We start from the raw sequence: 24,767 nt of genomic DNA, 5'->3' as shown, positions 1-24,767 counted from the left end.
TACTCCTCGCGCGCACCGCGGAAACACTCGGCCGCAACAGTGGCAGTTGTTGTTCGAGTCACGAGGAGAACAGAAATGGACCTGATTCTGCGTGCTGCGCGGATGGTCGACGACGCTCCACTCGTCGACATCGCCGTGGAGGGTGGGCGGATCGTGGAGATCTCGCCACGATGTGGCTCCGCGGCCCGAGAGGAGATCGACTGCGCAGGCCGGGTGGTGATCCCGGGCCTGATCGAGTCGCACCTCCATCTGGACAAAGCGCTGCTGGACAAGGAGAAACCCAACCGAGACGGCACGCTCGCCGGCGCGATCGAGGTGACCGGCGAACTCAAAAGCCAGTTCACCGCCGGCAATGTACGACACCGGGCACGGCAGATCATCGAGAAGGCGATCATCAACGGCACCACGATGATCCGTGCCCATCCCGACGTTGATCCGATCGTCGGGCTGCTGGGCGTCGAGGTGCTACTCGAGCTCCGTGAGGAGTATCGGGGGCTGGTCGACCTGCAGATCGTCGCCTTTCCCCAGGAAGGGATTCTGAAGGCTCCGGGTACCGAGGACCTGCTGCGCGAGTCACTGCGGCGGGGAGCCGATGTGATCGGCGGGTGCACCTACAACGAGATCGACCTCGCCACCTGCCACCGGCACGTGGAGACGGTGTTCGACCTGGCCGAGGAGTTCGGTGTACCTGTCGACATGCACGCCGACTTCGCCGACGACGCAGACGATCCCCGCTTCGCGCTGGCCGATTTCATCGCCGAGACCACCGATCGTCGAGGCATGTCCGGTCGGGTCGCGCTGGGGCACATGACCTCCCTCGCCGGGCGCGACGAGACCGAGCGACGTGCCGTGCTCCGAAATCTCGCCGCGGCCGGTGTCGCGGTGGTCCCGCTCCCCGCCACCGACATGCACCTGGGCGGTCGCGGCGACACCGAGAACGTCAGGCGGGCAGTGGTGCCGGTCAGAGATCTCTGGGATGCCGGGGTGACCTGCGCCTACTCGTCGAACAACATCCGTAATGCCTTCACGCCCTACGGGAATGCGGACATGCTCGACATCGGACTCCTGCTGGCGCAGATCGGCCATCTGTCCGGGACGGCAGATCTCGCCCGGGTTCTCACCATGGCGACCCACATGGCTGCCGAGGTGGTCGGCATCGCCGACGGCTACGGAATCCTGCCGGGACGCGCCGCCGACATGGTGGTCCTGTCGTCGACCTGCGTCGCCGACATCCTGCTCGATCGACCAGATCGCTGTTATGTCATCAAGAGTGGCCGTGTCGTCGCACGGACCACCCGAACCACACACATCGCGGAGGTTCTCTGTGCGTGACCGTATCCCTCACGAAATCGTCGCTTCCTTCCTCGCCGGCTGCACCGCGTTCATCGGCGGCACGGCTCTGCATCTCCCGCCGTGGGCGATCTTCATCAGTTGGGCGGGAACGTTTCTCCTGGGCGGCCCGTCCATGGCCAACGCCCGCCGACTGTGGGTCACGATGCCCGTCGGGTCGACATTCGCTCTCGTCATCGTCCTGATCGACCAGCAGATCGGCACCATCGCCGGCAGCGGGCAACTGGCGAAGGATGCCGTGCTCGCGCTGATCATCTTCGTGGTGAACTCCGCCCTGATGTACACCGGTCGCCTCGCCACCTTCTCGCTGATACCGGGAATGTTCCTCGGCTTCGCGTCCTTCTTCGCGACCTTTTTCGGCGGCTTCGGCTTTGCGCCGGGCAATCCCTGGGCCGCCTGGGTCTCGGTGGTCGCGATGAACTTCCTGGGACCGGTGTTCGCCTACCTGTCGCGACGGCTGGCCTTCCCCCGGCCGGTGGCCGAACCTGCGCGTGTCCAGCCGTCGGGCACGCTCGCACTGGATTCATGACCGAGCCGGATGCCCTCACCCGCGCGGCGGTGCGGCGGGCCTTCGGCCGTTACGAAACGGCGTTGGTGGACAACGACATACCGGTGCTCGACGAACTGTTCTGGGACGACGCGCGCACGATCCGATTCGGTGCCACCGAGGAACTGTTCGGCTACGACCAGATCCGCGCGTTTCGTGCGGCCCGCCCGTCGGCCGGTCTCGATCGCTCGCTTGACCGGGTGGACATCACCCCGCTCGGCCCCGACCACGCGGTCGCCAACGCGACATTCCGTCGGGAGGGTGTGGCCGCGGTCGGCCGGCAGTCCCAGGTGTGGGTGCGGTTCGCGGGGGAGTGGCAGGTGGTGTCCGCGCACGTCTCCTCGCGACCGATCTGACGAGCGTCCCGTCGTGCGCGGTCCCGGGGGCTCGAGTCGTCAGTCGTCGTGGCGTACCCCCAGTTCGGCCGCGGTCTCGACGATCGCGCTCTCCAGCCGCTGATGATGGATCTGCCCCACCTCCAGTACCGCGGCGGTGTCGCGGGTGGCAAAGGCGTCGAGCAGCGCGGCGTGGTCGTCGTTGAGGGCCTCCTGGATCGCCGGGCCGACCGCGCGCATCGCCTGGAAGGGCTCGGTGAGATTCCAGGTCGCCTCGAACATGTTCAACAGCCGGGGCATGGCGCACGGAGTCGTGAGCTCGCGGTGGAACTCGCGCGAGACGTCGTGAAAGGCCTTGCGGTCGTCGTACTTCACCGCTGTCACCAGTTCATCGTGCCGTCTCCGGGCGCGGTCGAGGCCCGCCGAGTCGATGAGGTCGACGGCTCGCGCCAGCGCGGCCTGCTCCAGAGTTCCTCGCACGAAATAGATCTCGCGGAGTTCGTCGACCGAGAGCTGGCTGACGCGGTAGCCCGCGTTACGTTGGTGCACGACGAGGCCTTCACCCACCAGCGTCTTGAGAGCCTCACGTACCGGGATGGGGCTCACCTGAAAGGCATCCGCGACCTCGCCGGGCGGGATCTGCGCACCGGGTGGCGCACCGCCGGACAGGATCAACCGCCGGAGTTCCTCGAGCACGTTGGCGCGCGCACTCTCCGATCGTGTCTCGACCAGCTGGGCTATCAGCCGGTCGGTCATGCGTGAGCTCATCGACACCCCACATTGCGTACACCCGTCGCGAGAGCGGTCGCCTCCTGACCAGCGCCCCGGAAATGCGTCGGCCCCGGGCGGGGCATCGACAGATGGTGCGCGGCGCCCCAGAGGGTGGTTTTCCGGGGCGCTTCTCGGGTGCGGTGCCTCATCGTGCCGCCGGTGGTCCGGGCCGCGACGGGTGGTCGAGAATCCAGCCGGCGACCGCCTCGGTCAGTCGTTGCTGATTGTGGCGCTTGACGATCTCGTGCCCTTCGTCATCGAACATCAGCATCGCGGCCGCGGCACCGCGGGCACGCAATTCGTCGACCATCTGCCGGGATTCACTCACCGGAACGTTCGTGTCGTGGGCGCCGTGCACCACCAGCAAGGGTGCCCGGACGTCGGCGATGCGATGGATCGGTGACAGATCGGCGAGCAGTTCGCGATCGGACTCGGGGTGACCGTACTTGGTGTACGCCGCCACCGCGATCCACGGCTCGGTGTTGCGGAAGAACGACTCGAGGTCGCTCATCCCGCAGATGGCGATGCCGGCAGCGAAGGTGTCCGGGTGAAACGTCAGGCAGGCGAGGGTGAGGTAGCCGCCGTACGAGCGACCCGAACAATACAGTGCTCCGGGATCGGCGATACCCCGCGCGACAAGGTGTTCGGCGCAGTCGGCCGCGTCGTCGATACCCGCATAGCGACCGTACCGGTCGTCGGCGTGCGAGAACAGTCGCCCGTATCCCGACGATCCGCGCACGTTGGGGGCGAACACCGTGATCCCGGCGTCCACGAGTGGTCCGAAGAGGAAGTTGTAGTCGGGGCGCGTCTGCGCCTCGGGACCCCCGTGAAAATACAAGACGGTCGGACCAGGGCCCACCCGGTTCGAGCGGAACAGCAGACCGGACAGCGGCATCCCGTCCCGCGCAGACAGTTCCAACACCTCCGGCACCAGTCCGGTCGACGGACCTTCGCCTGCCACCACATCGTCGCGGATCGGGATCACCTCGCCGGTCCCGGTGTGGATGAGATGGACAAGCGGTGAGTGTTGGGGGCTCGACACGGTGACGGCGACGAGCCTCCCCGCCGCGCTGACCGAGAGATCGGTTGCCACCTCGCCCGGCAGATCGATGGGATCGTGCAATGTCTGATCGGGGAGGGTGAGGACCTGTAATTCACTGCGCCCTCCCACATTCCAGAGCATGGCCACCGTCGACTGGTCGTTGCTCACCACGAACTCGTCGATGCCGGCGTCCGGGCGTTGCGCCAACACCCGGAACCGGACTCCGTGTCGACCGACCTCGACGCCGAGCAGACGCGGATACTTGCTGTCGAAATCGCTGACGACGATCGCCTGGACGCTGTCGAGATCGCGTTCGGCGTCCTGCGGGGGGCCGGTGAACACCAGCGACGGATGATCGAAACCCTGGTCCAGGATGTGACCGTCATCGGTGACCGCGCCGGGATCGTTGGGCAGCAGCGGCGTCATCACGACGCTGTCGGATGCGATGTCGAGCCTGCGGCGCAGTAGCAGCATGTCGCGATAGCCGCGCGGACCGACGCGGATGAGCGTGGCGCCCTTCCACGAGTCGATGAGCGCACCGCCGACACGGACGTCGAGTGTCATGGTCGCCGACGTACCCGGGTGTACCCGCAGCGAATGAGCGGTGCCGTCGGGTTCGGTCGCGGTGATGAGTACCCAATCGGTGTCCCACCCGACCAGCGAGACGGTGCCGAAGGATCGCCCGGTGCCGCCGGCGGGGCGCCCGGGAGTATCCCCGTCGGGGCGGGTCGCGCCGACGCGATGGGTGGTGTCGTCGTCGGGATCGGTGGTCACCACCCAGACCTGGTGGTGCTCACCGCCGCTCGGTGCGATCTCGACCGCCAGCCACCTGCTGTCGGTCGAGTGCACGATCTTGCGCACCGGACCGGTCGACGGCAGGCTCACCCAGCGGAGTTCGCCGACGCCGGAGACCGACAGGGAGCGCTGTGCGGCACGTGGATAGCCGGTGCCGTCGTCGACGATGTAGGCGAACGCCTTTCCGTCCGGCGACACCGATGCGCCGTAGGTGTGCCATCCGCGGTCGTCGAAACGGACGGTGTGCGCGGGCATCGAGGCGTCGCGGCCGGGGGTACCGACGGGAATGGCCCTGCTCACGCTCACGGGGCGGTGACTGCTTCCATGCTCTGTAGCCACATCTCCAGCATGGCAACCTGCCACAACTCGTTGGCATCCAGGGTGGTCCGGATACCGTTCGGGTCGGCGAACAAGCGGTCGAGTGCCTCCGGTCGGTACAGCCCCCGAGTGGTTGCCGCGCTCGAGCGGAGGGTGTCCGCGACGAGATCGAGCACACCGCCCTCGAGATGCCGGATACCGGGCACGGGGAAGTACCCCTTGGTGCGATCGATGACGGCGGACGGGAGCAGAGAACGGCTGGCGTCCTTGAGGATTCCCTTGCCCCCGTGGGCGAGTTTGAGATCGGGCGGGCAGCTGGCCGCGAGCTCGACGAACTCGTGGTCGAGGAACGGGACCCGTGCCTCCAGGCCCCACGCCATGGTCATCGTGTCGACCCGTTTGACGGGATCGTCCACGAGCATGACGGTGGTGTCGAGACGAAGTGCCGCGTCGACCGCGGTCCGGGCGCCGGGCGCCGATTGGTGGGCGACGGCGAACTCCCAACTCGGATCGTAGTCCTGCTCGAGGTGGTAGGCCTCGCCGAGCAGCTCGCCGATCGCGGCATGGTCGCGGTCGAAGAAGACGCTCGCGTAAGCCTTGGTGGTGTCGTCGCGCGGGGTGTGCTGCAGCGGCGGATACCAGCCGTATCCGCCGAGGATCTCGTCGGCGCCCTGGCCGGATTGCACCACCTTGATGGATTTGCTGACCTCTTCGGACAACAGGTAGAAGGCCACACAGTCGTGGCTGACCATCGGTTCGCTCATCGCGGCGATGGTGCCGGGTACCGCGGGCAGCAGCCGCTCGGTGCCGATGTGGATCTTGTGGTGGTCGGTGGCGAAGGTGTCGGCGATCAGATCGGAGTACGCGTACTCGTCTCCGGATTCTCCGCCGGCAGAGTCGAATCCGATGCTGAAGGTGGCGAGGTCGGTCTGCCCCTGCTCGGCCAGCAACGCGACCACGAGAGATGAGTCGATACCCCCGGACAGCAGTACGCCGACCGGGACGTCGGCGACCATCCGACGACGGACCGACGTGCGCAGCGAATCCAGCAACTCGTGTTGCCACCGCGATTCGTCCCAGTCGCCACGATCGGGGTGTGGGGAGAAGGCCGGCGTCCAATAACGCTTCTCCGTGCTGCGGCCGTCCGGCGTGATGGTCCGGACCGTTGCGGGCGGTAGCTTCCGGATGCCGTTGTAGATGGTGTGGGGTGCGGGGACGACGGAATGGAAACTGAAGTAATGGTGCAGGGCCACCCGGTCGATCGAGGTGTCCACATCGCCGGCCCGGAGCAGCGCCTGCAGTGACGACGCGAACCGAAGCCGCCCAGGGGTTTCGGCGAGGTAGAGCGGTTTGATCCCGAGGCGATCGCGGGCCAGCGTGAGACTGCCGCTGTCGGTGTCGACCACCGCGAAGGCGAACATCCCGATGAGATGGTCGACGCAGTCGGCTCCCCAGGCATGAAAGGCCTTGAGGATGACCTCACTGTCGGCGTGTGAGAAGAAGCGGTAACCCTTGGCCTCGAGTTCGCCCCGCAGTTCGCGATGGTTGTAGATACAACCGTTGAACACCAGGGCCAGGCCGAGTTCGGGGTCGACCATCGGCTGTGCGCCACGTTCGGAGAGGTCGATGATCTTGAGACGCCGATGACCCAACGCCACCGAACCCTTGGCGAAGACGCCGGATCCGTCCGGTCCGCGCCGGGACATCGATCCGGTCATCACCCCCACTGCGCCGATCTCGGGAGTCGTCGCGTCGAAACGGATCTCACCGCACACACCACACATCGGTCATCCCTCTCTCGGTGCCGGATCGGCGCCCTGTATCCAGGTGTCCTTGCCGCCGCCACCGCGCGAGGAGTTGACGATCAGGCTGCCGGCGGGGGCCACCCGGGTGAGTGCGGCCGGGGCGACGTGGGCGGAGACGCGCTCGTCGCCCGCGGCCCGGAGGTGGACGAAGGCGCGCAGATCGACATGGTGGGCATAGAAGCCGTTGCCGTCGAAGGTGGGGTGGGTGGACAGGGCCACCACCTCCTGGGCGATGAAACGTTCCGGCTGGGTCAGCAGATCGACCCGGCGACGTGACAGTTCCTCCGCGGTGCATTCGGGTCCGATCGTGATTCCCGAGCCGCCCAGGCCGTCAATGGGTTTGACGACCAGATGTTCCAGGTTGTCCACTACGTGATCGCGCTGATGGCGTTCCGCGCAGAGCCATGTGGGAACCTGGTCGAGGAGCGGCTCCTCGCCGAGGTAGTAGCGGATCATCGCAGGGACGTAATGGTAGATCGCCTTGTCGTCGCCGACACCGTTGCCCAGCGCGTTGGCGAGGGCGAATCGTCCGCGGCCCAGTCCGTCGAGAATACCGTCGCGCAATGGTTGATCATGAAAGCCGTTGGAGGACAGCAGCATGTCCTCGTCCATGCGGACATATGCCGTGTTGACCGGGACACGGGAGGTGCCGTGATGGAAGAACACGCGTCCGGCATCGGGGCCGTCGGTGACGTCGACCGAGATGTGCTCCGGCGTCGTGAGTCTCAGTCCGGCGCCGGCCGCCAGGATGGTGTGCTCGAACCAGGCCGAGTCCTGCCAGCCCGAACTGATCATGATGTCGATGCCGTCGGCGTGGGCATCCGGTGGTGCCGCCGCGGCGATGGTCTCGCCGAGCATGCGCGGGACGTCGGCGACCGACATGGTCGCCGCCGGCATCGGAATCTCGGACATGAACTGGGTCATCAAGGTGCGGTTGGACATCGCGTACGCGATTCCCGACGGCACGCGCAGATTGTCCTCGAGGACCACGAAATGTCCCGGTTCGGGGGAGACCAGATCGGTACCACAGATGTGGGTGCGCACCCGTTGCCATGCCGGCATGCGGCCGGTCTGGCGGTATCCGGGCGCGCGGTCGAGCGCCTCAGGGGGAAGGATGCCGCCGTGTATGCATTCCTGGTCGCCGTACACGTCGGTGATGAAGGTGTTCAGTGCCAGCGCACGCTGCCGTAGCCCTCGGGACACCCGCTGCCAGTCGTCGGCGCCGATGTAGCGGGGCATCACGTCGAGCGGGAAGAGCTGGGCACGCGATTGCCCGGTCACCCGGAACGTGACGCCGTCGATGCTCTGTTCCCGTTCGATCTGATATTGCCTCTTGCGCAGGGTGTTCGCGCCGAGCGCGGCGGCCGACGCGAGGATCTCCGCGTAGCCGGGACGCGACGCGCCTGCGGATGCGACCGCCTCGTCGTAGGACGCGCGGTCCGGAGAGTCCACCGTCGGGATGTCGGCGGGCTGCTCGGGACGGCGGTACCCGTGCAGGAGTCGGCCTTCGGGGTCGTCGGGCAGCGGCGCCTCGGTCAGGGTCCCGGCCGTCTCGGCGATCAGATTGTCGACGACAGCGGTGAACCGACCGCGGCGCCGGAGGGTTCGTCGCTGGCGCGCCGAGGAGCTCCCGAAGGTCAGGGCCTGACGGGTGAGCTCGTCGACCGCAGGCCAGTCGCCGCAGTCCTCGAGTTCGTTCCGCAACGACGCGGTGAGGTCGGTGATCACGTCCGCGGCCGGCCGGGGTGTGGAGTGGTCGACATCGATCAGGTCGCCTTCGAGTCCGGCACGGGCGGCCTGCCAGATCGCGGCCCGATACAGCGCGGGTGACGTCGGCGGGGACGGGGAGTCGAGCCGGCGGGCCTCGCGGATCACGAGTGCGCGGAACAGAGCGGCGATGAGGGCGATGGTGTCCACGGACGGACAGCTGTCACAGACCCGGAGTTCGAGGGTGTTGACCCGCGCGGACGGGCGGACGTCGAAATAGACCATGCCCGGATCGGTGATCACGCCGCTGTTGATGAGCCGTTCGATCTCGTCGTCGTACTCGGCCGCCGAGTACACGTCGGGAAACGGTCCGGTGGTCGGCCAGCGCTGCCAGACGAGCGTGCGGGCGCTCGCGTAACCGGTGTCGGTGCCGTCGGCCCAGAACGGTGAGCTCGCCGACAGTGCGAGCAGCGACGGTATATACGGACTGATGCGCGATGCGATGGCGACGGCCTCGTCGCGGTCGGTGACGTCGACGTGTACCTGGGTGCCGCAGATCAACTGCTCGCGGGCCAGGAGTTGATAGTCGGCGAGCATCCTTCGGTAGCGGGGGGTCTCGGTGACCAGCATCTCGGTCGGCACCGAGAGGGGGACCGAACCCGCCGCGACCACGCCGATCCCGAGGCCGGCGGCGGCGTCGACGAGGACCGACCGGTTGGACTGCAGATTGACGCGCAGGTCGTCGAGGTGCCGATGCACATCGCTGTTGGCCTCGATGACGCAGCGCTGCAGCTCCTCGACATAGGGGCTGCCGGGCGGGAGCACGTCGAGCAGTTCGGGAGCCCGAGTGGTCAGCCGTGACGTCCGCAGGTCGACGAGGTGGAACTCCTCCTCGACCCCGACCTTGCGGACCGCGCCGGCGGGGTCGGCCGGCCCGGCGCAGGCGTCTGCGGGCGTCATCGTCTAAGGGTAGGAGCAACCGCCGCCCGCGGCAGGGTGAGTCGTCGGCCGGACGAGCGCGTCAGACCGGGGTCACCCAGGTGGTGATGTCGCAGTGCACGACCTCGGTGCCGTGCTTGTCGAGAACGCGGACACCGACGACGACATCGGTGCCCTCGACGAGTTCGTCGAAGCTCACGGTGTCGTCGAGCCGGGCCTCCGCGGTGAGTCGCGTCGTCGCCTTCGCGAGGTACTGCGTGTTCATCGCCTTCGGAATCCAGCGATGGCTCGTCGGCGTGGTCGCCTCCATGAGCATCCCCATCGCGGCCTCGGCGAGATTGCACGCCGCGATCGCGTGGAAGGTCCCGATGTGGTTGTGGACGCCGAACCAATTGGGTGCCGTGACCCGGCAGAACCCGGGCCGCATCTCGCTGACGATCGGCAATACCGTGCCGAAGTAGGGCACCCGGGCGACCATGCCGAGCGAGAACAGAGCGTGCCCGATCGCGTTGTCGGGAAGTTTGCGGCGCAGGGCATAGGTGGGGCTCGAGGAGCCGGAGTCACTCACGGGGCAGATCTTACTCATGGGTAAGATGACGTCAACGCTCATCGGCAACTACTCCGTCCTGACTGGATTTGGCTTACGGCCCCGACCTGGTGCATACTTGTCGGGTTGCCTTGAGCGGCGGACGCAGGTTTCAGTGCGGCCTCCATCGGGTGAATGACTCCCAGGCCCCGGATTCCGGGACCGGGTGTGTAACGCGTGCCCTGAATCAGTGGTACGGACACGACACGCCCGACCGCGGGTGCCGGAGCACAACCGGCTCGTACCAAGTGACGAGCCTACGTACAACGATAGATGAACAGCGTCGATCCCCGAATCTCACGCGGGCGGTCATGTGTCCACCGACCTCCAGTGTCGGACCAGGCCACGCGGTGTTTGTCTGTCGAGAACAACTGACGGAAGAGGACACAGCGTGGCGGGACAGAAGATCCGCATCAGGCTCAAGGCCTACGACCACGAGGCGATCGACGCTTCGGCGCGCAAGATCGTGGAAACCGTGACCCGTACCGGGGCACGCGTGGTCGGCCCGGTGCCGTTGCCCACCGAGAAGAACGTGTATTGCGTCATCCGTTCGCCGCACAAGTACAAGGACAGCCGCGAACATTTCGAGATGCGCACCCACAAGCGACTCATCGACATCCTCGACCCGACGCCGAAGACGGTGGATGCGCTGATGCGCATCGACCTGCCGGCCAGCGTCGACGTCAACATCCAGTAGGCGGGGGGCGAGAGATATGACCACACAGAGTGCAACCAGCAATCAAAGTGCCACACGGGGAATCCTGGGCACCAAGCTCGGCATGACCCAGGTGTTCGACGAGAACAACCGTGTCGTCCCGGTGACGGTGATCCAGGCCGGACCGAACGTCATCACCCAGCTCCGTACCGCGGACCGCGACGGCTACACCGCCGTCCAGCTCGCCTACGGCGCCATCGACCCGCGCAAGGTGACCAAGCCGGTCGCCGGGCAGTACGCCAAGGCCGGAGTGACCCCGCGTCGCCACCTCGCCGAGATCCGCATCGCGGACGTCTCGGAGCTCGAGATCGGCCAGGAGCTGACCGCCGAGATCTTCGAGAACGGCACCAAGGTCGACGTGACCGGCACCTCCAAGGGCAAGGGCTTCGCCGGTCCGATGAAGCGTCACGGCTTCTCCGGTCTGGGCGCCAGCCACGGCGCGCACCGCGTGCACCGCGCACCCGGCTCGATCGGTGGCTGCGCCACCCCGGGTCGCGTGTTCAAGGGCATGCGGATGGCCGGACGCATGGGTAACGACACCGTGACCACGCAGAACCTGACCGTGCACAAGGTCGACGCCGACGCCGGTCTGCTGTTGATCAAGGGCGCGATCCCCGGCCGCAAGGGCGGCATCGTGGTGATCCGCGACGCAGTGAAGGGTGGTGCCAAGTGAGCACCGAGACGACTACAAAGCTGACGCTCGACGTCAAGTCGGCCGACGGCAAGACCAACGGCACCGTTGATCTGCCTGCCGAGCTGTTCGACACGACCGCCAACATCTCCCTGATGCACCAGGTGGTCGTGGCCCAGCAGGCCGCTGCCCGCCAGGGCACACACGCCACCAAGACTCGTGGCGAGGTGAGTGGTGGTGGGGCCAAGCCGTACCGCCAGAAGGGCACCGGTCGCGCCCGCCAGGGTTCGACCCGCGCGCCGCAGTTCGCCGGCGGTGGCACCGTTCACGGTCCGCAGCCGCGTGACTACAGCCAGCGGACCCCCAAGAAGATGAAGGCCGCCGCCCTGCGCGGTGCCCTGTCCGACCGGGCCCGCAACGAGCGCATCCACGTGATCACCGAACTGGTTGCCGGGCAGAACCCGTCGACCAAGTCGGCTCGCCAGTTCCTCGAGGCGCTGAGCGATCGCCGCAAGTTCCTGGTGGTGCTCGGCCGTGAGGACGACGCCGCATGGAAGAGCGTCGCGAATCTGCAGAACGTTCTGCCGATCGCACCGGACCAGCTCAACACCTACGACGTCCTGGATTCGGACGAGGTGGTGTTCAGCGTCGAGACGCTCAACGCGTTCATCGAGCAGAACTCAGCGACTGAGACGAAGTCTCCCGTCGCCAATGAGACAGAGGAGGCGTGAGTATGGCTACGCAGGCCAACCCGCGTGACATCATCCTGGCGCCGGTGATCTCGGAGAAGTCCTACGGACTGATCGAGGACAACGTGTACACGTTCATCGTGCACCCGGACTCGAACAAGACCCAGATCAAGATTGCGGTCGAGCAGATCTTCGACGTCACGGTCACCAGCGTCAACACCGCCAACCGGCAGGGCAAGCGCAAGCGCACACGCTTCGGCTACGGCCAGCGCAAGTCCACCAAGCGCGCGATCGTGACGCTGTCCGCTGACAGCAAGCCCATCGAGATCTTTGGAGGCCCGGTCGGCTGACCGGGACTCGAGAGTAGAGGGACTACAGACTCATGGCTATTCGTAAGTACAAGCCGACGACCCCTGGTCGTCGCGGTTCGTCCGGCGCGGATTTCGCGGAGGTCACCCGTGACCATCCCGAGAAGTCGCTGGTCCGCCCGCTGCACGGCCGTGGTGGCCGTAACGCGCACGGCCGCATCACCACCCGTCACAAGGGTGGCGGCCACAAGCGTGCGTACCGCCTCATCGACTTCCGTCGCAACGACAAGGACGGTGTCAACGCCAAGGTCGCTCACATCGAGTACGACCCGAACCGCACTGCGCGGATCGCGTTGCTGCACTTCGTCGATGGCGAGAAGCGTTACATCATCGCGCCCAAGGGCCTGAAGCAGGGCGACGTGGTGGAGAGCGGCGCGACCGCCGACATCAAGCCCGGCAACAACCTGCCGCTGCGCAACATCCCGACCGGTACCCAGGTGCACGCTGTGGAGCTGCGTCCGGGCGGCGGCGCGAAGATGGCCCGCAGTGCGGGCGCCTCGATCCAGTTGCTCGGCAAGGAGGGTGGTTACGCCACCCTGCGTATGCCGTCCGGCGAGATCCGTCGCGTCGACGTGCGCTGCCGCGCCACGGTCGGCGAGGTCGGCAACGCCGAGCAGTCGAACATCAACTGGGGCAAGGCCGGCCGTATGCGCTGGAAGGGCAAGCGTCCGACCGTCCGCGGTGTCGTGATGAACCCGGTCGACCACCCGCATGGTGGCGGCGAGGGCAAGACCTCGGGTGGTCGCCACCCGGTCAGCCCGTGGGGCCAGCCGGAGGGCCGGACCCGCAAGAACAAGGCCAGCGACCAGTTGATCGTCCGGCGTCGTCGCACCGGCAAGAACAAGCGATAAGCACAGGAGGGAGTTAGAGAATGCCACGCAGCCTCAAGAAGGGCCCGTTCGTCGACGACCACCTGCTTGCCAAGGTGGACACGCAGAACGAGAAGGGCACCAAGCAGGTCATCAAGACCTGGTCGCGCCGTTCGACCATCATCCCCGACTTCATCGGTCACACCTTCGCCGTTCACGACGGTCGCAAGCACGTCCCGGTGTTCGTCTCGGACAACATGGTCGGGCACAAGCTGGGCGAGTTCGCCCCTACCCGCACCTTCAAGGGTCACATCAAGGATGACCGGAAAGCGAAGCGCCGGTAATGACTACGCAAACCGAGAATCCCACAGCAAAGGCGACCGCGAAGTTCGTTCGCGTGACGCCGATGAAGGCGCGCCGTGTGATCGACCTGATCCGCGGCAAGAACGTCGACGAGGCCCTCGACATCCTGCGGTTCGCGCCGCAGTCGGCGTCTGAGCCGGTCTACAAGGTGCTCGCCAGCGCCGTCGCGAATGCGGAGAACAACCTGGATCTGGATCGCCGGACCCTGGTCGTCGCCACCGCCTTCGCCGACGAGGGCCCCACGCTCAAGCGGTTCCAGCCGCGTGCCCAGGGTCGTGCGTTCCGCATCCGCAAGCGCACCAGCCACATCACCGTCGTCGTGGAGAGCCTTCCCGAGAAGGCCACCGCCGGTCGCGGCCGGTCGCGTCAGCCGAAGAAGGGAGCCCAGTAGTGGGTCAGAAAATCAACCCGCACGGCTTCCGTCTGGGCATCACCACGGACTGGAGTTCGCGGTGGTACGCCGACAAGCAGTATGCGGAGTACGTGAAAGAGGATGTCGCCATCCGCAAGCTCCTGTCCACGGGACTCGAGCGCGCCGGCATCGCCAAGGTGGAGATCGAACGCACCCGTGACCGGGTTCGCGTCGACATCCACACCGCCCGTCCGGGCATCGTCATCGGCCGCCGCGGCGCCGAGGCCGACCGGATTCGTGGCGACCTGGAGAAGCTGACCGGCAAGCAGGTGCAGCTGAACATCCTCGAGGTGAAGAACGCAGAGTCCGAGGCCCAGCTGGTGGCCCAGGGCGTCGCTGAGCAGCTGAGCAACCGCGTGGCCTTCCGCCGCGCGATGCGCAAGGCGATCCAGTCGGCGATGCGTCAGCCGAACGTGAAGGGCATCCGGGTCCAGTGCTCGGGTCGCCTGGGTGGCGCAGAGATGAGCCGCAGTGAGTTCTACCGCGAGGGTCGCGTGCCGCTGCACACGCTGCGCGCCGACATCGACTACGGACTCTACGAAGCCAAGACCACCTTCGGCCGCATCGGCGTGAAGGTCTGGATCTACAAGGGCGACATCGTCGGTGGCAAGCGTGAGCTGTCCGCAGCCGCGCCGGCCGCCGAGGATCGCCGTCCGCGCCGGCCCAGCCGGCCGCGTCGCAGCGGTTCCTCGGGTACCACCGCGACGAGCACCGAAGCGGGTCGTGCCGCCGATGCTCCGGCTGTGGACGCCAATGCGGGGGCCACTGCCGGCGCGGCCACTGAAAAGGAGGGCTGATCATGTTGATCCCTCGTCGGGTCAAGCACCGCAAGCAGCACCATCCCAGCCTCAAGGGCCAGGCCAAGGGCGGCACCAAGGTGACGTTCGGTGACTACGGCATCCAGGCTCTGGAAGGTGCGTACATCACCAACCGTCAGATCGAATCGGCACGTATTGCCATCAACCGGCACATCAAGCGTGGCGGCAAGGTGTGGATCAACATCTTCCCGGACCGCCCGCTGACCAAGAAGCCCGCCGAGACCCGCATGGGTTCCGGTAAGGGTTCGCCCGAGTGGTGGGTCGCCCCGGTCAAGCCGGGTCGTGTGCTGTTCGAGATGAGCTACCCCAATGAGGAGACCGCTCGCGAGGCCCTGCGTCGCGCGCAGCACAAGCTCCCCATCAAGACCAGGATCGTGACCAGAGAGGAGCAGTTCTGATGGCACTCGGAGTTGCTGCGAACGAGCTGCGTGAGCTCAGTGATACCGATCTGGTCGATCGCCTCAAAGAGTCGAAGGAAGAGCTGTTCAACCTTCGCTTCCAGATGGCCACCGGCCAGCTCGACAACAACCGTCGTCTGCGTACCGTGCGTCGCGAGATCGCGCGTGTCTACACCGTGATGCGTGAGCGCGAGCTGGGTCTGGCGTCGGGACCGGATGGTGATGACGCATGAGTGAGGACCAGAAAGTGACCGCAGAAGGATCGTCACAGACCGAGGTACGTAACAACCGCAAGGAGCGGATCGGTTACGTGGTCAGCGACAAGATGCAGAAGACCATCGTGGTCGAGCTGGAAGATCGTAAGAGCCACCCGCTCTACGGCAAGATCATCCGGACCACGAGTCGGGTCAAGGCACACGACGAGAACGAAACCGCCGGTGTCGGCGACCGTGTGCGGCTCATGGAGACCCGCCCGCTGTCGGCGACCAAGCGGTGGCGCTTCGTCGAGGTGCTGGAGAAGGCCAAGTAGTAGCGGCCCTTTCCGCAACAGACACATCGAGACGGCCCGTTCCCTTCCGGGGGAGCGGGCCGTCTCGCGTCGTCACGGGAGCACCATCGCCCCCAACCGGAGCGGTCGTGGGGTGCGGCGACGATAATCGATGTGGCGGTCGGCGCACGCCTGCCGGTGGGCGGTCACCGATCGGACGCGGCATGGCAGTGTCGCCGGTCAGCGAGTCGATCCCGAGGAGTGCGTACCGATGCTGATGATCCGATGAGCGGGGCGGCGACGACCGGCGCGTTCGGTCGCGCGTCGGCCATGCCGGACGATGCGCGTGCACACCCTTGGCGCAACCGCATCGTCGGGCCGTCGGACACCACCGATCGCGCCCGTGTCCAACGGATCGGGGCCCGGTTCGTCGGCTGCGGGCTGATCACCTTCACGGTCGGGTTGTCGCCGGTCATCGCCGCCCGCGCGGAACTCACCGATGCCTGGTGGCCGCCACTGAGCGCCGCGTTGGTGGTGGGACCGGCCCTGCTCGTCATCGCTGCCACCTATCGCCCGACACTCAGGTACCAGACCGCCCTGGCCGCGCTGTCGAGTATCGGTTTCCTGCTGGCGACCGCACTCTGGTTCGTGGCATGGGACGGCGACGTCGCGCCGGGGCACTCGTGGTGGAGTGTCTGGCTGGTCCAGTTCCCGGGGGTCCCCGGTCTGGTGTTCGGCATGGCGGGTCGCTACCTGCTCGCGATCGGGCACATCGTGGTGGCGACCTTCCTGGCCCAGACGGCCAATCAGCTCGGTGTCTATGGGCATCTGCGTCCCGAGCTCTACCTCGGATCACTGGTCACGATCGCGCTCACCTGTGTGTTCCTCGCGGTCGCGGTCGTGACCGTGCGGACCGCAGGCCTGCTCGACGAGACGCGGTCGGCCGCGATGGACGCTGCGGCGACGTCGGCGGCCTCGACGGCCAAGGAGGCCGAGCGGGCGCGCTTCGCGGCGTTGATCCACGACAAGGTCATCGCCATCCTGCTGGCTGTCGACGTCGGGCGCCCGCGCCCTGGGCTCGGGACCCAGGCGGTGACGGCACTCGACGAACTCGACCGGCGTGACGATGAGCCGCCGGCGGCGACGACGGGGGTCGACGAGTTCGTGCAGCGGGTGCGGACGGCGATCGCGGCGACCGACGACGACGTCGAACGTGAGTTGTCGATCAACAGGTCCGCGTCGGGACGGTATCCGGGCGAGGCGGTGTCCGCGATGATCGAAGCGATGTGTGAGGCCATCCGCAATGTCCGCAGGCATGCAGGCGCGGGCGCATCCTGCCTCGTCGTCGGCGACTTTCGGGCAGATCGGGTGACCCTGGCCGTCGTCGACGACGGCCAGGGTTTCGATCCGGACCGGGTGCCTCCCGAACGGCTGGGCCTCGCGGTCGGGATCCGCGGACGGATGACCGGGCTGGCAGGCGGCGACGTCGAGGTGCGCAGTGAACCCGGCCGGGGCACCGTCGTGATCGTGAAGTGGGTCCGTGATGGCGGATCGTGACGTGCCTGCGATGCGGCCGCCGGGGGAGGCGGTCGACCTGTTCGGCCTGCGATCGCTGCCGGTGGTCGGTGCGCTGCTGGCCTTCGGCGCGGTCTACATCGTGGTCACGATCGGCTCCGGCCTGGAGATCCGCGGGCCGGCGAACTGGCTGGGCCTCGCCGCGGCGTTCGTTCTGCTGGCCGCCGACCTGGCCGTCCTGATCCGGGTCGTCGGCGACCCGTTCCCTTTCCGCTGGGGAGTGGTGGCGGTGGCGGTGATGATCGCCGGAACCGCGACGGCTTGGTGGTCGGTGCCGACCGACACCTTCCAGACCCTGCAATGTCTTCCCGCGGCGGTCTCCGGGATCGTGGTGCTCGCGCTGCTGGCCGTGCGGGGACAGCTCGGCCTGGCGTGGATCGGCGCCGCCACGATGAGCCTGTCGGCATCGCTGTGGGGAGGCTTCCGGGGGCTCGGGTTCGTGACCGGACTCGGCTACACCTTGTGGGTGTACCCGGTCATGATCTTCGCGTCGCTGTTCGTGGTGATGCTGCGGCCGATGGCCGACAGCATCCGCACGCTGCGGGATCGGGAGCTGGGATATGCCGCGTCGGACGCTGCGTCCCTGGCCGCGGCCGCCGAACGGGACCGGCAGATCGGCCGACTGGACCGGCAGGCGCGGCCCCTGCTCGAACAGGTCGCCGACGGCCACGAGTTCAGCCGGACCGAGGTGCAGCGTGCCCGTCTCGTGGAAGCGCAGCTGCGCGACGGCATCCGCGCGCCCGCCTGGGATTCGGCCCGGGTCCGGGCAGCCGTATGGCGGGCGCGTGAGCGCGGCGTGTCCGTCGTGCTGTTCGACGACGGTGGGCTGATCGGCGACGACTCGGTGCAGCAGCGTCTCGACGATGCGCTCGTCGACGAGCTCGAGGATCTCGGTGGCGGCCGGGTCACGGCGCGCGTGCTGCCACCGGGACGTGCGACCCGCGCAACCATCGTCGTCAACGTCGGCGACGCCTCGCGGCGATACGACGTGACCGAGGCAGGCGAGATCGTCGCAGGCGCGTGGTCGCGCATCGGGGACGGTGCCGCATTCGGGTAGGCGGCGGTGCCGGTCTGCCCGCCGTCGGCATGTGGCGCCGCACCCGGGTCATGACGATCAGATGACCGTCCGAACGGGGGCTGGCAGATCTGCCATGGAGTCTGATGGACTTTCATGGTGATCGATCACACACAGGCCGGGCGAGCGGCGGCCGGCCGGCCGCGGGGTCTGCGTGCGCATGCCGTCAGCGACGACTCCGATCTCCTCCGGATGCAACGCAGCGGCGCCCGCTTCATCGGCCTCGGTCTCCTCACGTTCACGGTGGTGACCATTCCGTTGGCCATCCGGTGCGCGGATCTCACGGCCGACTGGTGGACGCCGGTCAGCATGGTGCTGATCGTCGGGCCTGCGATCCTGCTCGTGCTGGCGTCATTCCGTCCGGTGCCGCGGGGCCACGTCGGCCTGATGTACTTGTCCGCGCTCGGGTACGTGCTTGCGACGCTGCTCTGGTTCGTCGCATGGAATGGCACGACCAATGATCCGGCGCACTGGGCGGTGTGGATGGTGCAGTTCCCGTCGGTGTCGAGTATCGGACTCGTGCTCGTGTCGCGTGCCCGCTGGGCCATTGCGCATCTCGTCACGGCAACCCTGGCCGTGCATGCGGCCAACCAGGTCGGCCGCTTCGGTGAGATCCGGCCGGTCGCGCTGCTCAGTGCACCCCTGACGATGGCGCTCAGCGGTGTGTTCCTGGCCGTGGCGATCGCGACGATGGCCAACGTGCGACTACTCGATGCCCGCCGGGCCGAGATCCTGGCCTCGGCTGCCACCGGTGCCGCGGAGATGGCACAGGAAGCCGAACGCGCGCGCTTCGCCGCGGTGATCCACGACCGGGTGATCGCATCGTTGCTCGCGGTGACACCGGGGCGCCCCGACCCGCGCCTCGCGAGCCAGGCGGCGTCGGCGCTCGATGAACTCGACCGCAGTGACGACAACGACCTCGGCGATGTCTCGGCGCCGCAGGTCGCGGAGCGGATCCGGGCAACTGTCGCCGCTGTCAGCGACGATGTTCGCAGCGAGCTGCTCGTGCACGATCGCTCGGTCGCCTATCCCGCCGACGTCGTCTCGGCGCTGACCGCGTCGACGGGAGAAGCGGTGCGCAACTGGCACCGGCACGCGGGCGGCGCGGCTCGTTGTGTGGTCGGCGGCGATTTCGCCTGCGACGCCGTGCGGGTCACGATCACCGACGACGGGGTGGGGTTCGACCCCGGATCGGTAGGACCGGAGCGGTACGGGATCGCCACCGGAATCCGGGGGCGGATGGCATCGCTGCCGGGCGGCGTCGCGCAGATCATCAGCGCGCCCCGGCGGGGGACGACCGTCGTCGTCCAGTGGCGGCGTCCGTGATGCCGAATCCGCGTTCCGAGGACCGGGAGCTCGACGATGCGACCGTCGATCTCTTCGGGCTCGGCTCGTCGACGGTCACGCGAGGACTGTGGGCATTCGCGGTGGTCTACACCGTCGTGACGATCGCTGCCGGATGGCACATCAGGTCGGTGCACAGCTGGGCAGGCCTGGTCGCCGGTCTGATGATCTTCGCCGTCGCCACCCTGATCGTCCAGCGAACGGGTGGTCCGCGGTTCCCGATCTCCGCGGCGATCTCGGCGGCCGTGCTGGCGGTCTGCGGACTCGCCATCTCGCTGTGGAGTCTGCCCGCGGATTCCTATCTGCAGCTCCAGACGGCGCCGCCGGTCTCCGCGGCAACCATCGTGTTCACCCTGCTCGCGGTGCATGGTCGGCCGTCGTTCGCCTGGGCGGGTGCCGTGTGCGGCACCCTGATCGCCGGCCTGTGGGGTATAGCCATCGGTTTCGGATTCGTGACCGGCGCGGGAAACACGGCGTTCTGCTATCCGGTCCTGGTGCTGGCGATGCTGTTCGTGCTGATGGCTCGCCCGCTCGCGGAACGGATCCACGTTCTCCGGGAACGTGCGGTCGCGCAGGCCGCGACCGAGGCCGCCACGGCGGCGGCCGCCGCCGAGCGCGGCCGGCAACTCTCTCAACTGGAGCGTCGTGCCCGACCGATCCTGAGCGAGATCGTCGGCGGGCACGAGTTCACGATCGGCGAGGTGGCCGATGTCCGGCTGACCGAGGCGCAGCTGCGCGACGGGATCCGAGCTCCCGCGTGGGAGTCCGACCGGGTTCGTGACGCGGTGTGGCAGGCCCGCAGGCGCGGTGTCTCGGTGCTCCTCCTCGACGACGGTGCGCTGAGCGTGGCGCCCGACCGCGACCTGATGCACCGTTTGTGCGATGTGCTGGTGGACGAGTTGGAGGCGGTCGACAGCGGTCAGGTCACCGCGCGGGTCCTGCCGCCGGGCCGCTCGCTGGTCGCGTCGATCGTCGTCAACACCGGACCGACCATCAGGCGGATCGAATACGGTGTCGGCGGCGAGATGTCGGAACACAGCCCGACCGTCCCGGTCGCGACGTCCGACGAGTGACCTGGTCGTCGTCACCGTCGGGACGGTTCGGTCAGTTGAGCGCGGTCTCCAGCCAGGAGAGCACCTCGGGGGTCACCGGGCGCGCCGCATCCGCGTAGTCGGGGTTCTTGCGCAGGAAGGCCGCGACCATCGGACACACACCGACGATGACGCGCCCCTCGGCCCGGGTCGCGTCGAGCGCTTCGCGGATCAGGATGGTGCCGAGACCACGTCCACCGAACTCCTCGGCCACCTCGGTGTGGAAGAACACGCGTTGCCCGGTGCCGTCGACGTCACGGTCGCGGTAGGCGGTGAACCCGGCCACCCGAGGTTCGCCGGCGTCCTCGACGGTGATCTCGTAGCGGCGTTCGGCCGGGTTGTCGGCGACGGAGGTGTGGGCTCCGGTCTTGTCGGTGGCCATGGGTGCGAGCTTACGGCCCTCGAGTGGTTCCGGCGTCGCGTCGGGGCCGTCAGTGATCGGTGGCGGCGCGCTGATAGCCGCGTAGCGCAGGGTAGACGAAGACGCCAAGGAGCACGACCGACCAGACGATCACCTTGATGAGGTTCTCGGTGATCGGTCCACCAACCGCAAGTGACCGCATCACTTCGATCGCCGGTGTCATCGGCTGGTTCGCGACGATCGGCTGCAGCCAACCCGGATAGGCCTCGAGCGGGCTGAATCCCGAGTTGAAGAACATCAGGACACTCGAGAACAGCGAGATCATCGGCACGATCGGGGCGGCGGGTCTCGCGTTGACGGCGAGCGCGAGGACCATCGTCGAGAACGCCATGCCGTAGAGCAGCGCGACCCCGATGATGCCGAAGACGGCCCACGCCCCCTGGGTGAAGCGGAAACCGATGAACAGCCCCGCCACCAACAGGACAACGGTCGAGGCCAGGATGCGGACGAGCTCGGCGATGATGCGTGCGCTGAGATCGGCGGCGCGGTTGATCGGCAGCACATACAGGCGGCCGAGCAGGCCGGTGCCGCGTTCGGTGTTGAGCCGCACCGCCGCGGCCATCGAGCCGAACATCGCTCCCACGAGAATCACCAGGGGCACGGTTCCGTATGCGCTGTTCTGGCCGGTCGCGTTGCCCACGGCATCGCCGAGGACGACCTTGAACATGACCATCGAGAGTGCCGGGAACAGCAGGCTCTGGCCGAGCGTCGAGTAGTCGCGTACCCACACCGACAGTTGTCGTCCGGTGAGGATTCGGGTCTGGGTCGTCCAGGCATCGGTGGAGTGTTCCGGTGGGACGTCGCCGGTCGGCATCGTCGCGGCCGCCGCCGCGGTGGAACCCATCTGCGGTGGTGTCGTCATGCGCGCAGCCTCCGCTCGGCCCAGACGAGCAGGCCGGCCGCCAGTCCGGCCATGCCCAGGCACCAGTACACCGTCGGCGCCACCACCGACCACGTCGCGGTGCCGTCGTTGAACGCCCGCATTGCTCCGGAGAACTGCGACACCGGCTGATTGCGGACGAACGGCTGGATCCATTCCGGGAACTGGCTCTCGGGGACGAATCCCGTCGACAGCATGCCGAGGATGAGGATCGGCAGTCCCAGCATCTGGCTCGTCGACTCCGGGCTGCCCGCCAACAGTCCGAGCGCGTCGGCGATCACGGCGACCAGCAGGCCGACGACGAAGGCCACCGCATACAGGCCGATGGTCCCGCCGATGCCACCGTGGGGACGCCAGCCGATCAGCAGACTCGCGATGGTCGCGAAGACGAGTGAGATCGCCAGCAGGACCGCGTTGGCCGACCCGCGGGCGGCGACCGGGACCAGCGAGTTCATCGGCATCACCCGGAAGCGCAGGTTGATGCCGCGCAAGCCGTCCATCGACGAACGCATGGCCGACGCCGACGCGACGAAGCCGACTGATTGGAGCGCGATGATCGGCATCAGGTACTGCGCGTAGTTCATGCCGGGATAGGCGTCCATCAACGACCGCAACGGCACGTAGAAGCACACCGCGAGGAATGCGGGAGCGATCATCGCGAAGATGATCTCGCCGTTGCGCACGATGCCGGACAGACCGCGGGTGGTCAGCGCCCACCACTGCTGCGGTGGGCGGATCTGTGGCTCCGCGGCCTGTGTCGGTCCGGTCGGTTCCGGGGTGGTCTGCGTGATCAGGGGACGGGCACCTTCGTGGTCGACGGTTCGGTGAGGGCGAGGAAGACCTCGTCGAGCGACGGCCGCCGCAACGCGACGTCCGAGAGACGGATGCCGGCGGCGCTCGTCCGCTGCACGATCTGGACCAGGGTGTCCGCGCCGTCGGGGGCAGGCACCGACACGGAGATCGGCTGGTCGCCGTTGCGACCCTTCGTCTCCGGCGACGATGCCCCGGGTGAGGGTGAGTCGGCCAACAGATCGGCGAGGGCCTCTCGGACCGCGGGCACCTGCTCGGGATCGGTGGGGGTGACCTGATAGACCGACGTGCCGATCTGTGACTTGAGCTCGTCGGCGGTACCTCGCGCGATGACGCGGCCGTGGTCGATCACCACGATCTGGTCAGCGAGCTCGTCCGCCTCTTCCAGGTACTGCGTGGTGAGCACCGTCGTCACACCCTGGTCGCGCAGGCTCTTCACGAGCTGCCACACCTCCTGACGGCTCCGCGGGTCGAGGCCGGTGGTCGGTTCGTCGAGGAACACCACCTCGGGACGGGTGACCAGACCGCACGCGATGTCGATCCGGCGACGCATGCCACCCGAGTACTCGCGGACCCGTCGGCGGGCGGCGTCGGTCAATCCGAACGCGGTGAGCAGCTCGTCGGCGCGGACGGCCGCCGTCGGTTTCGTCAGACCGAGCAGGCGCCCGAACAGGATCAGGTTCTCCCGCCCGGTCAGGGATTCGTCGAGCGCGGCGAACTGGCCGGTGAGCATGATCGAACGACGGACCGCGGCGGCCTGGTGCACGATGTCGTGACCGGCGACGAGGCCGCTACCAGCGTCCGGCTTGAGCAGCGTGCACAGCATGTTGACGGTGGTCGTCTTGCCCGCGCCGTTGGGGCCGAGGAGGCCGAGGATGGTGCCCTTCGCGACCGAGAACGTGACATCGGACACGGCGACGAAATCGCCGAAACGCTTCTGCAGGCCGACCGCGGCGACGGCGGGTTCGGGTGTTCGCGGAATCCGGTCGGTCACCGTGTTCTGGATCGCCTCGGACACCGCCGCATGCGGATCGGCCGGAGCAGGGCCACCCGGCCACGCAGGCCGGCCGGGATTCGGATCGGCGGCACCGGCGGCGGGCTGCGCAGCCACGGCTGAGCTGGTCGACTCGTCTCCGTGATGTGACGGCACGCCGTTCGAGTTCTCCAGCGGGCCGACGTCGCGGCGTTCCGGTGCGGACTCGGCACGTGCAGTGAACTCTTCCCAGGTGATGGCCTCGCGCGGGTGCAGGTCACGCTCCCACAAACTGGGATCGCCGGGCTCGTCGAGCGGCAACAGATCGGCCGGATCGAGCGGATCCGTGAGGGGGTCCCACATGCGGTGCAGTTCCGCGGGCGGCGTCACCACGTCGTCGCCGTGAGCGTCGGCATCGGCGTCCTCGGGGCGGTACAGGTCATCGACCGTATGACGCCCTTGTGATTGCTCAGGCATTCCGCTCCTCTTCCGGATCGATGTTTTCGAGCGTGACGGGGCTGTTACCAAGTCAAACTTACGCAGAACAGGCGGCCGAGGCGACGACCCGGGAGGTGGGATGTGGTCGGTGTCGTGTGTGGGTGCGCAATCGTGCATCTGGGGCCACCTGACAATCTTCAGACAGCTTTTCCACAGGTTCGGCTCCTACAGTTCCCGTTGTGAACAGTTCGTGGCGGGCCGGCAGGCAAGCGTGA

The 24,767-nt window shown here is 67.5% G+C and carries 27 protein-coding genes; 18 read left to right on the top strand and 9 right to left on the bottom strand.

Annotated elements, in window-relative coordinates; genetic code table 11:
- Positions 1-75: 75 nt before the first annotated feature.
- Genes IDF66_RS04425 through hpxZ form a run of 3 tightly spaced genes read left to right on the top strand, consistent with a single transcriptional unit; the run spans position 76 to position 2,253 of the window.
- On the top strand, positions 76-1,332 hold the full coding sequence (locus IDF66_RS04425) for an amidohydrolase family protein (RefSeq protein ID WP_190265831.1): 1,257 nt from the start codon (positions 76-78) through the stop codon (positions 1,330-1,332).
- Positions 1,325-1,879: a DUF1097 domain-containing protein gene (locus IDF66_RS04420; protein ID WP_190265830.1), complete on the top strand. Its 555-nt coding sequence runs from the start codon at positions 1,325-1,327 to the stop codon at positions 1,877-1,879. Before IDF66_RS04425 ends, IDF66_RS04420 begins: the two co-directional genes overlap by 8 nt.
- A complete protein-coding gene (gene hpxZ, locus IDF66_RS04415; protein WP_190265829.1) occupies positions 1,876-2,253 on the top strand; it encodes an oxalurate catabolism protein HpxZ in 378 nt (125 codons plus the stop codon). The genes IDF66_RS04420 and hpxZ overlap by 4 nt, the downstream gene beginning before the upstream one ends.
- Positions 2,254-2,292: 39 nt before the next feature.
- Here hpxZ and IDF66_RS04410 read toward each other — a convergent pair whose 3' ends face one another.
- The 5 genes from IDF66_RS04410 to IDF66_RS04390 all read right to left on the bottom strand — a co-directional run bounded on the left by IDF66_RS04410 (position 2,293) and on the right by IDF66_RS04390 (position 10,177).
- Positions 2,293-3,000 (bottom strand): GntR family transcriptional regulator, encoded by a 708-nt coding sequence (locus tag IDF66_RS04410; RefSeq protein ID WP_223309108.1) that lies wholly within the window; start codon positions 2,998-3,000, stop codon positions 2,293-2,295.
- Positions 3,001-3,148: 148 nt separating this feature from the next.
- Positions 3,149-5,095 carry an alpha/beta hydrolase family protein gene (locus IDF66_RS04405; RefSeq protein WP_190266312.1) on the bottom strand — a complete coding sequence of 649 codons (1,947 nt, stop codon included), beginning with the start codon at positions 5,093-5,095 and terminating at the stop codon, positions 3,149-3,151.
- A gap of 47 nt (positions 5,096-5,142) precedes the next feature.
- Complete coding sequence (locus tag IDF66_RS04400) at positions 5,143-6,942, bottom strand: N-acetylglutaminylglutamine amidotransferase (RefSeq protein ID WP_190265828.1); 1,800 nt, start codon at positions 6,940-6,942, stop codon at positions 5,143-5,145.
- A gap of 3 nt (positions 6,943-6,945) precedes the next feature.
- Positions 6,946-9,630, bottom strand: a complete 2,685-nt coding sequence (locus tag IDF66_RS04395) for a carboxylate--amine ligase/circularly permuted type 2 ATP-grasp protein (protein ID WP_190265827.1) — start codon at positions 9,628-9,630, stop codon at positions 6,946-6,948.
- 61 nt (positions 9,631-9,691) lie between these two features.
- On the bottom strand, positions 9,692-10,177 hold the full coding sequence (locus IDF66_RS04390) for a hotdog fold domain-containing protein (protein WP_317628586.1): 486 nt from the start codon (positions 10,175-10,177) through the stop codon (positions 9,692-9,694).
- A gap of 409 nt (positions 10,178-10,586) precedes the next feature.
- Between IDF66_RS04390 and rpsJ the strand changes: the two genes are divergently transcribed.
- From rpsJ to IDF66_RS04315, 15 genes are all read left to right on the top strand, one after another.
- Positions 10,587-10,892: a 30S ribosomal protein S10 gene (gene rpsJ, locus IDF66_RS04385; protein WP_003938093.1), complete on the top strand. Its 306-nt coding sequence runs from the start codon at positions 10,587-10,589 to the stop codon at positions 10,890-10,892.
- Positions 10,893-10,908: 16 nt separating this feature from the next.
- Positions 10,909-11,583, top strand: a complete 675-nt coding sequence (gene rplC / locus IDF66_RS04380) for a 50S ribosomal protein L3 (protein WP_164308669.1) — start codon at positions 10,909-10,911, stop codon at positions 11,581-11,583.
- A complete protein-coding gene (rplD, locus tag IDF66_RS04375) occupies positions 11,580-12,272 on the top strand; it encodes a 50S ribosomal protein L4 (protein WP_164308670.1) in 693 nt (230 codons plus the stop codon). Before rplC ends, rplD begins: the two co-directional genes overlap by 4 nt.
- A 2-nt stretch (positions 12,273-12,274) precedes the next feature.
- Complete coding sequence (rplW, locus tag IDF66_RS04370; protein WP_164308671.1) at positions 12,275-12,580, top strand: 50S ribosomal protein L23; 306 nt, start codon at positions 12,275-12,277, stop codon at positions 12,578-12,580.
- Positions 12,581-12,612: 32 nt separating this feature from the next.
- Positions 12,613-13,449 (top strand): 50S ribosomal protein L2, encoded by an 837-nt coding sequence (gene rplB / locus IDF66_RS04365; protein ID WP_190265825.1) that lies wholly within the window; start codon positions 12,613-12,615, stop codon positions 13,447-13,449.
- Positions 13,450-13,469: 20 nt separating this feature from the next.
- The gene (rpsS, locus tag IDF66_RS04360; RefSeq protein WP_005203946.1) at positions 13,470-13,751 is read left to right on the top strand and encodes a 30S ribosomal protein S19; all 282 of its coding nucleotides are present in this window, start codon (positions 13,470-13,472) and stop codon (positions 13,749-13,751) included.
- On the top strand, positions 13,751-14,161 hold the full coding sequence (gene rplV, locus IDF66_RS04355; protein WP_164308673.1) for a 50S ribosomal protein L22: 411 nt from the start codon (positions 13,751-13,753) through the stop codon (positions 14,159-14,161). Before rpsS ends, rplV begins: the two co-directional genes overlap by 1 nt.
- Positions 14,161-14,979 carry a 30S ribosomal protein S3 gene (gene rpsC, locus IDF66_RS04350; protein WP_164308674.1) on the top strand — a complete coding sequence of 273 codons (819 nt, stop codon included), beginning with the start codon at positions 14,161-14,163 and terminating at the stop codon, positions 14,977-14,979. Before rplV ends, rpsC begins: the two co-directional genes overlap by 1 nt.
- 2 nt (positions 14,980-14,981) lie before the next feature.
- Positions 14,982-15,398 (top strand): 50S ribosomal protein L16, encoded by a 417-nt coding sequence (gene rplP / locus IDF66_RS04345; RefSeq protein ID WP_161062057.1) that lies wholly within the window; start codon positions 14,982-14,984, stop codon positions 15,396-15,398.
- Complete coding sequence (rpmC, locus tag IDF66_RS04340; RefSeq protein WP_161062058.1) at positions 15,398-15,631, top strand: 50S ribosomal protein L29; 234 nt, start codon at positions 15,398-15,400, stop codon at positions 15,629-15,631. The genes rplP and rpmC overlap by 1 nt, the downstream gene beginning before the upstream one ends.
- Positions 15,628-15,927 (top strand): 30S ribosomal protein S17, encoded by a 300-nt coding sequence (gene rpsQ, locus IDF66_RS04335; protein WP_164308675.1) that lies wholly within the window; start codon positions 15,628-15,630, stop codon positions 15,925-15,927. Before rpmC ends, rpsQ begins: the two co-directional genes overlap by 4 nt.
- Positions 15,928-16,170: 243 nt before the next feature.
- On the top strand, positions 16,171-17,442 hold the full coding sequence (locus tag IDF66_RS04330; RefSeq protein WP_190265824.1) for a sensor histidine kinase: 1,272 nt from the start codon (positions 16,171-16,173) through the stop codon (positions 17,440-17,442).
- Complete coding sequence (locus IDF66_RS04325; protein WP_190265823.1) at positions 17,429-18,517, top strand: hypothetical protein; 1,089 nt, start codon at positions 17,429-17,431, stop codon at positions 18,515-18,517. Before IDF66_RS04330 ends, IDF66_RS04325 begins: the two co-directional genes overlap by 14 nt.
- A 114-nt stretch (positions 18,518-18,631) precedes the next feature.
- Entirely contained in the window at positions 18,632-19,861 is a 1,230-nt protein-coding gene (locus IDF66_RS04320; protein WP_223309107.1) for a sensor histidine kinase, read from the top strand.
- Positions 19,861-20,952 (top strand): hypothetical protein, encoded by a 1,092-nt coding sequence (locus IDF66_RS04315; RefSeq protein ID WP_190265822.1) that lies wholly within the window; start codon positions 19,861-19,863, stop codon positions 20,950-20,952. The genes IDF66_RS04320 and IDF66_RS04315 overlap by 1 nt, the downstream gene beginning before the upstream one ends.
- A gap of 31 nt (positions 20,953-20,983) precedes the next feature.
- On the opposite strand, the gene IDF66_RS04310 is transcribed toward IDF66_RS04315, so the two are convergent.
- From IDF66_RS04310 to IDF66_RS04295, 4 genes are read right to left on the bottom strand one after another with little or no spacing between them, the layout of a single operon-like run.
- On the bottom strand, positions 20,984-21,352 hold the full coding sequence (locus IDF66_RS04310; RefSeq protein ID WP_190265821.1) for a GNAT family N-acetyltransferase: 369 nt from the start codon (positions 21,350-21,352) through the stop codon (positions 20,984-20,986).
- 49 nt (positions 21,353-21,401) lie between these two features.
- Positions 21,402-22,253 (bottom strand): ABC transporter permease, encoded by an 852-nt coding sequence (locus IDF66_RS04305; RefSeq protein WP_164308680.1) that lies wholly within the window; start codon positions 22,251-22,253, stop codon positions 21,402-21,404.
- Entirely contained in the window at positions 22,250-23,065 is an 816-nt protein-coding gene (locus tag IDF66_RS04300; protein ID WP_203588767.1) for an ABC transporter permease, read from the bottom strand. Before IDF66_RS04300 ends, IDF66_RS04305 begins: the two co-directional genes overlap by 4 nt.
- Positions 23,062-24,531: an ATP-binding cassette domain-containing protein gene (locus tag IDF66_RS04295; protein WP_223309106.1), complete on the bottom strand. Its 1,470-nt coding sequence runs from the start codon at positions 24,529-24,531 to the stop codon at positions 23,062-23,064. The genes IDF66_RS04300 and IDF66_RS04295 overlap by 4 nt, the downstream gene beginning before the upstream one ends.
- Positions 24,532-24,767: the final 236 nt, after the last annotated feature.

The organism is Gordonia hankookensis (assembly GCF_014673215.1).
In the GTDB taxonomy this organism is placed as follows: Bacteria; Actinomycetota; Actinomycetes; order Mycobacteriales; family Mycobacteriaceae; genus Gordonia; species Gordonia hankookensis.
The sequence above is the reverse complement of the archived record's forward strand: the minus strand, read 5'-3'. Positions and strand labels throughout refer to the sequence as shown.